Genomic DNA, 5,347 nt, shown 5'->3' on the forward strand with positions numbered 1-5,347 from the left:
TGGCGCACGCTCGCGTCGGCAGCCGCCGTCGGTCGCGCAGCCGTCACCACCGCCCCCGGACGGTCGCTGCTGGGTGGGACTGACCTCGCTCTGGGTCTCCCCCGAACATCGCCGCAACGGGCTCGGCACCCTGATGTGCGGAGAACTGGTGCGCTGGGGACGCGGGCACGGCGCGACGCACGCGTACCTGCAGGTGGCCGTGAACAACACCGAAGCCGTTGCCCTGTACCGAGACCTGGGCTTCGAGGACCATCATCGCTATCGGTATGCCCGGCCCGAGAACGCGATCGGTCCGAACCCTGTCGGGGGCGTTCGATAGGGTTCGTTCCCGTGCGCTTGGCTACTTGGAATGTGAACTCCGTCCGCTCTCGTCAGGATCGAATCGTCGATTGGCTGCAGCGATCCGATGTCGATGTCCTGGCGATGCAGGAAACCAAGTGCAAGGACGCACAGTTTCCGTATCAGCGGTTCACCGACATCGGGTACGAGGTCGCCCACGTCGGGCTGAGCCAGTGGAACGGCGTCGCGATCGCCTCTCGCGTCGGCCTGGACGACGTGCAGGTCGGATTCGAGGATCAGCCCGGGTTCAGCAAGGATCCCGAGATCGATCCCGCGCAGGAGGCCCGCGCCATCGGTGCCACGTGCGACGGGGTCCGCGTCTGGAGCCTGTACGTGCCGAACGGCCGCGAACTCGCCGATCCGCACTACACCTACAAGCTCGAGTGGCTCGCTGCACTGAAGGCCGACGCGCAGGCGTGGGTGGCAGCGGATCCGCAGGCGCAGATCGCGCTCGTGGGCGACTGGAACATCGCACCCACCGACGACGACGTGTGGGATCCCGCACTGTTCGAGGGCAAGACCCACACCTCCCAGGCCGAGCGTGATGCCTTCACCGCGTTCGGCGACGCCGGCTTCACCGAGGTGACGCGGCAGTTCACCCCCGAGCCCAGGACGTACACCTACTGGGACTACACGCAGTTGCGGTTCCCCAAGAAGCAGGGTCTGCGCATCGACATGGCGTTGACCTCCCCGGCCCTGGCGGCTCGGGTGACCGGTGCGTCGATCGACCGCGAGGAACGCAAGGGCAAGGGGGCCAGCGATCACGCTCCGGTGATCGTGGAGATCGGCTGAGCAGAGTCCACCGACCTGTTCGCCACTGCCCTCGCGGCAAGAATCGCCCCGACGGCGATCAGCACTCCGTGCGCAATTCGCACGGCCGGCGGGGTGTAGAACTGCGGAAGAAAGAGCACGAACCCTGCCGCGAGCACCGCGGCGTAGCGGTTGCGTAGAGCGAATGCCACCAGCCCGACGGCAATCAGCACGAGTCCGAGCCCGAACATGACGGACTGCACGAGCGAATACCGAATCGGGTCGGCCAGATCGATCAGGCCCGGGTTCGCGTTCTGTACGGCATCGACACCCAGAGCATGGAGCGCGAAGGTTTCCGCGCCGTAGTACGGCAACACCAAGCCGACGCCGATCCAGGTGGTCACGACAGCGAGATCGGACCGTCGACCGCCGTAGAGCACGGTCAGCCCGAGTGCGACGAAACCGAGCATGGCGAAGGTGTGGGAGAGGACCCAGCTCGAGGATGCGAAGGCGTCGGCTCCCGCGCTGCCCACCTCGTCCGAGTAGGGGCGCAGTGCGGGATACGCGGCGAACATGACTCCGAGGAACAGATACAGGGCTACACGCATCGGGGAATGCCATCCTTTCGAGAGCGGCGCTCTCTACAGGAAGCAGTATTCATTCGATGCGTCGATAAAACAAGAGCACTGCTCTCTATTCGGCGATCAAATCCAAAAATTCATCATGCTGCGCCAGATACCGCCGAACGTAGGTGCAGATCGGAACGATGCGCCACTGCCGATCACGAGCGGTGTTCAGCGACGCTCGTACCAGCACGCCCGCCCACCCACGGTCGCCGTATTCCTCCTTGACGACGGTGTGCATGAGCGCGACGACCGGGCCGACGCCGCCGTCGTCGCCCTCACCGAAGCGATACCCAAGAATGCCGACGAGTTCGTCGTCGACGAAGAGATCGAACCTGTTGTGATCGACGTCGTCCTCGATACGAACGACGGGTCGGTCGACCGGAGCGGGCCCGTGAACCCGCCGTGGGAGTATGTGACTCATGTCACTCATGAGATCAGTGTTGTCCATGTGACGCGAGGCGAGTGCATCGATCGTCGCCGAGTCGTGCCCTTAACGTGACCAGCCTCAATGCGGCCGATCGACAGCCAGACGTCAGAGAGCGACGAGCATGTCGTTGTACTCGGGATTGGCCGCCGCGAAGCGCTGCACGTACGTGCAGACCGGCTTGACCTTCCAGCCGTAGGACCGAGCGCTGTCGAGTGCGCGGCGCACCAGAATGCCGGCCAGACCCTGATGACCGAAATCCTCGGTGACGACCGTGTGCATGAAGGACACGACATGGGTACGCGTCGCACGCTTGCCGTTCCCCTCGACCTCGTAGAAGCCGACGATCCCGACGAGATCACCGTTCAATCGAAGCTCGAACCGGTTCTGGTCTTTGTTGATCGAGACATCAGCGCTAGGAGAACTTGCCAGCATGGGACGCCTCCTTCGCTGTGTGTGGAGTGATGAACGAATGAAATCTTCTGTGACGTGCACCACTATTAAACATGCGCACGGGGGCTCTGTCACCTTTTCTACCAACAAACCTTCGGTTGCGTAGGTTTGTCCATCCAACACGGCACGAATGCTGGTACGGATCATAAGCGACCCTGTTCGGCGTTGTGATACAACAACATTCAAGGTCGGCCCATGAATTCGCCACGTACTCGGCAATCCGATTCGCCTGCCGAGACCGCCGACTCCCCGCCCGCCGGTACTGTCATCTCTCGTGAAGTTCCTACCGCTCACGCCCAACGGCGAGACTCCTGTCCGCGCGCTGACCATCGCCGGAACCGACTCCGGCGGCGGTGCCGGAATCCAAGCGGACAGCCGAACGATGGCACTGCTCGGCGTCCACGCCTGCGTTGCCGTCGCTGCGGTCACGGTCCAGAACACCGTCGGCGTGACGGGCTTCCACGAGATTCCGCCGGACGTCGTCGCCGCACAGGTTCGCTCCGTCGTCTCCGACATCGGCGTCGGCGCAGCGAAGACTGGAATGTTGGCCTCCACCGCCATCATCGAAGCGGTCACGGCCGTCTGCACCGAAGTCGGCATCGGCCGAGATCAGCCGGTTCCCCTGGTCGTCGATCCGGTGTGCGCGTCGATGCACGGCGATCCACTGCTGCACGCCGAAGCCCTCGACGCCATCCGCCACACCCTGTTTCCCATCGCCTCGCTGGTGACTCCCAACCTCGACGAGGTTCGGCTGATCACCGGAATCGATGTGGTCGACGATTCCAGCGCACACCGCGCCGCCGAGGCCCTACACGGATTGGGCGCGCAGTGGGCCCTGGTCAAGGGCGGTCACCTGCGGACGTCCACGCACAGCACCGACCTGCTGTTCGACGGCGACACGTTCCTCGAGTTCACCAGCGAGCGCATCGACACCGGCAACGATCACGGCGGCGGCGACACCCTCGCCGCATCGATCGCCTCGGCCCTGGCCCACGGATACTCCATGCCCGACGCGGTGGCGTTCGGCAAGGAGTGGGTCACCCGCTGTCTGGCCGCGTCCTACGATCTGGGCGCAGGCCACGGACCGGTGTCACCGCTGTGGCGACTGCACGAGTCGGAGGATGCGTAGGTCGTCGGGTGCGCCCTTGATCTTCGGAGCGAAGAAGCTGCGGCGATAGGGCTTGGAGACCACGCGCAAGGCGTCGAGCACCTCCGGCGGGACCGCCTCCAGGGCCGACGCGGAGATCATGACGTTGCCGTTGCCGCCGGTCTGCATCACCCGGGCGGCGACGGTGACGTCGACGCCCAGCCAGTCCGATCCCACCTGACGCGGGCTGCCGGTGTGTATGCCGACGCGCATCGTCGGGGTGTAGCCGTCGACGTCGACGCCCTTCAGCGCCTCGCGGGCCGCGAAGACCGCGTCGACTGCTTTGCCCGCATCGGCGAACACCGCCATGATGCCGTCGCCCAGCCTCTTGACGACGTGGCCACCGCGGAATGCGACCTCGGGTTCGACGGCTTTGGAGACCTTGCGCAGCAGCGTCAGGGTGGCGGTGTCGCCGGCCCGCAGCGACCAGGACGAGAAGCCGACGAGGTCCGTGAACACGATGGTGACGTCGTGCTCGCCGCGGCCTCGGCCTGCGCGTTCGAGGATCGCCTGCCACAGCTGCAACGCCCCGAGGCCCACTTCGCGGGACGCGCCGGGTTCGTCGTCGAGTCCGTTCGCAGCCAGGAACCTGTCGGCGACGCGGGCGACGGCCAGGGCTCTGCCCGGACCGTCGATCGACAGGGGATCGCCGAACGTGGGGTCACCGGGTAGTGCGCGTCGCACGCGCCGAACCGCCCCGACCACCGCGGGCGCTCGGTTGGTGGTGCGGACCCACTCCACGACCGAGGAGACGACTGCGTTCACAGCATCGAGCGTAACCCACGGTTACACATACTTTCCCTCACCCTTCGGCGCGCGCGGCCTCGCGCTCGGCACCCACCGGAACCCCGTTGGGGCCCTCGACCGACTGCGCGTAGACGCCGATGCCGTACGCCACGGCCGCACCGTTCTTCGCCAGTGCGGCACGGTCGACGTTCGCCAGGGTGTCCTGGTCGGTGTGATAGTTCTCGTCGAAGGTCTGATCCGCGGTGCCGCCCCACTTCTCGGCCTGCGCTGCGGTCTTGGTGTCGTCCGCTCCGCTGAACACGCCACCGGCGGGGATGCCGACCTCGATGAACGGGCCGTAGTCCGAGCGACCGTCGAAATCGGTCCCGTCGACGGCTACGCCCTCCTCTGCCAGTCGCTCGACGAAAGTGCGCTCGATGGCGTCGGATCCGGCCGGTCCGGCGGGCTCACCCACCTGGTCGGAGTCGTCTCCGTCGTAAGCGAGGTAGCCGGCGTTGTTCGAGCCGATCATGTCGAAGTTCAAGTACAGCGCGATGTTTCGCTTGTCCTCGTCGGACAGGCCCTCGACGTACTTGGTCGAGCCGACGAGTCCGTTCTCCTCGGCACCCCAGAACGCGAAACGCACCGCGTTGGTGACCTCGGGGGCACTGCCCATCTGGAGTGCGGTCTCGAGTACTGCCGCCGTGCCGGTTCCGTTGTCGTTGATGCCGGGGCCGTCGAGGACGCTGTCGAGATGCGCACCGGTGACCACCACGTTCTCGGTGGAACCGGTGGTGGTCTGCGCAATGATGTTGCGACTGTTGGTCGTTTCGGTTTCGGTGACGAGTGTCAGCGTCAGCTCGGGTGCGGCCAGAACGGCCG

The 5,347-nt window shown here is 65.6% G+C and carries 7 protein-coding genes and 1 pseudogene; 3 read left to right on the plus strand and 5 right to left on the minus strand.

All coding sequences use genetic code 11. The annotated features are described in order from the left end of the window. Positions 1-319: pseudogene (locus RHBS_RS23835) on the plus strand (GNAT family N-acetyltransferase); the annotation flags it as partial. 11 nt (positions 320-330) lie between these two features. Next, positions 331-1,131 carry an exodeoxyribonuclease III gene (locus RHBS_RS23840; RefSeq protein ID WP_094613931.1) on the plus strand — a complete coding sequence of 267 codons (801 nt, stop codon included), beginning with the start codon at positions 331-333 and terminating at the stop codon, positions 1,129-1,131. Here the strand turns inward: RHBS_RS23840 and RHBS_RS23845 are convergent. The 3 genes from RHBS_RS23845 to RHBS_RS23855 all read right to left on the minus strand — a co-directional run bounded on the left by RHBS_RS23845 (position 1,101) and on the right by RHBS_RS23855 (position 2,574). Beyond that, positions 1,101-1,697 carry a hypothetical protein gene (locus RHBS_RS23845; protein WP_128646589.1) on the minus strand — a complete coding sequence of 199 codons (597 nt, stop codon included), beginning with the start codon at positions 1,695-1,697 and terminating at the stop codon, positions 1,101-1,103. The genes RHBS_RS23840 and RHBS_RS23845 overlap by 31 nt on opposite strands. Before the next feature lie 85 nt (positions 1,698-1,782). Further along, positions 1,783-2,136 carry a GNAT family N-acetyltransferase gene (locus RHBS_RS23850; RefSeq protein ID WP_237669625.1) on the minus strand — a complete coding sequence of 118 codons (354 nt, stop codon included), beginning with the start codon at positions 2,134-2,136 and terminating at the stop codon, positions 1,783-1,785. A 111-nt stretch (positions 2,137-2,247) separates the two neighbouring features. Continuing rightward, positions 2,248-2,574, minus strand: a complete 327-nt coding sequence (locus RHBS_RS23855; RefSeq protein WP_037186711.1) for a GNAT family N-acetyltransferase — start codon at positions 2,572-2,574, stop codon at positions 2,248-2,250. A 292-nt stretch (positions 2,575-2,866) separates the two neighbouring features. Here RHBS_RS23855 and thiD point away from each other — a divergent pair, with 292 nt between their 5' ends. Further along, entirely contained in the window at positions 2,867-3,721 is an 855-nt protein-coding gene (gene thiD, locus RHBS_RS23860; protein WP_032393765.1) for a bifunctional hydroxymethylpyrimidine kinase/phosphomethylpyrimidine kinase, read from the plus strand. Here the strand turns inward: thiD and RHBS_RS23865 are convergent. Then, complete coding sequence (locus tag RHBS_RS23865; protein ID WP_121872242.1) at positions 3,683-4,504, minus strand: adenylate/guanylate cyclase domain-containing protein; 822 nt, start codon at positions 4,502-4,504, stop codon at positions 3,683-3,685. The genes thiD and RHBS_RS23865 overlap by 39 nt on opposite strands. Positions 4,505-4,541: 37 nt before the next feature. Continuing rightward, a partial coding sequence (locus tag RHBS_RS23870) for a M20/M25/M40 family metallo-hydrolase (protein WP_128646593.1) occupies positions 4,542-5,347 on the minus strand: 806 nt, incomplete at its 5' end.

The sequence above is a fragment of the Rhodococcus sp. BS-15 genome, from assembly GCF_000813105.1.
Classification (GTDB): domain Bacteria; phylum Actinomycetota; class Actinomycetes; order Mycobacteriales; family Mycobacteriaceae; genus Rhodococcoides.